The following is a 1,392-nucleotide window of genomic DNA, read 5'->3' as shown; positions in this document are numbered from 1 at the left end:
TAACTGCTCTTTTTTGCACACTAGTTAATTCCATTTTTATTATCCTTTTCAACAGGTTTTAGGGCTGTTAAGTTTAATAAAATTTCTTTTTCATCAGTTTCATAGGCTTTTTCTATATTTCAGTCATTTAACATTTGTATAAAATTTGCTTTAATTTTTGTATTGTCTGCTGTTAGCACATCTGAATTATAGTAATTAAGATTGAAGATATCAAGATTTTGTCCATAAGGCTTATTTTTATTTATTCAATCAAAATCATTTTCGCCTTTTGAACCTTTACCATTATTAATTCTAAATAGTCTTTCATAACAAACTTCTATACCAATATTGTTTTCATTGTTAGTAATTAAAGTATAAGTTCTATTTCCGCCATCATCTTTGTTCAATTCCATAACAGCATGACCTGTTGTGCCTGAACCAGCGAAGAAATCTAAAATGCGAGCATTGTGATTAGGATTAAGATTAATTAAATACATAATTAATTCAATTGGTTTAGGAAATGAAAAATCTTTATTGTTTAATATTGTTATTAATAATTTTTTTCCAGTAGTAGTAGATATATTACTTTCATTGATTAAATTAGAATAATTATTGCCTTTTTCTCTTGGTATTATACTGTATGGCTTGTTTCTATCTATCGTGACCTTTTCATAAACTTTTCGATATGCTTTTCAATATTTAGCACCCTTTTTATCCATTTTTTCTTGAATTTCAATAAAACCGTTTAAGACATAATATTCAAATAATTCTTTACCTAATGTATAACAATAAGAACGCGGTTTTAATATATTTCTATGGTTTTTAAACATTGTTCCATCTGGTGCTTTAATTTCATAATCAAGAGATTCAATATATTTAAAACTACTTTTAGAGGAAACATGATCTAAATCAATTAAATAATATTTTCCTCTTGTGTTTATAAACTTATCTTCAAAAATATAGTTTTCAGTAGCTATTTTTTGACTGTTCCATTTATTTTTATCTTTATTCTTGCAATAACATACAATGAATTCTGTTTCAATATCAATATTTGATTTATCAGAACCGCCGCCAGTATTCTTTTTTCTCCAAATAATATTTGTTACAAAATTTTCTTCACCAAAAATTTCATCCATTAAGATTTTCAAATATGCTTGTTCTGTATCATCAATTGATACAAAAATTACACCATCTTCCTTTAAAAGCTGGCGAGCTAATTTCAGTCTTTCATTCATCATATTTAGCCAGCCATTGCGACTAAATTTGTCCCGGTAAATAAATTTGGAAGCCGAAATATCATCCTTATCAGCGAAATTATTTCCATCTGCACCTGCTGATTCTGTATTATAAGGAGGATCAATATAAATTACATCGTAATTAGATTCCGAATTGCGACTCTCTCTCTCTCTCTCT

The 1,392-nt window shown here is 27.3% G+C and carries 1 protein-coding gene; it reads right to left on the bottom strand.

The genetic code is table 4. The features are described 5' to 3' along the window. Positions 1-20: 20 nt before the first annotated feature. Positions 21-1,392: site-specific DNA-methyltransferase (locus tag T386_RS0104195; RefSeq protein WP_029513863.1), on the bottom strand; the 1,372-nt coding region annotated here is incomplete at its 5' end.

This window comes from Mycoplasmopsis primatum ATCC 25948, assembly GCF_000702785.1.
In the GTDB taxonomy this organism is placed as follows: Bacteria; Bacillota_I; Bacilli_A; order Mycoplasmatales; family Metamycoplasmataceae; genus Mycoplasmopsis; species Mycoplasmopsis primatum.
Note: the sequence above shows the minus strand (reverse complement) of the source record. Positions and strands in the feature narration are given on the sequence as shown.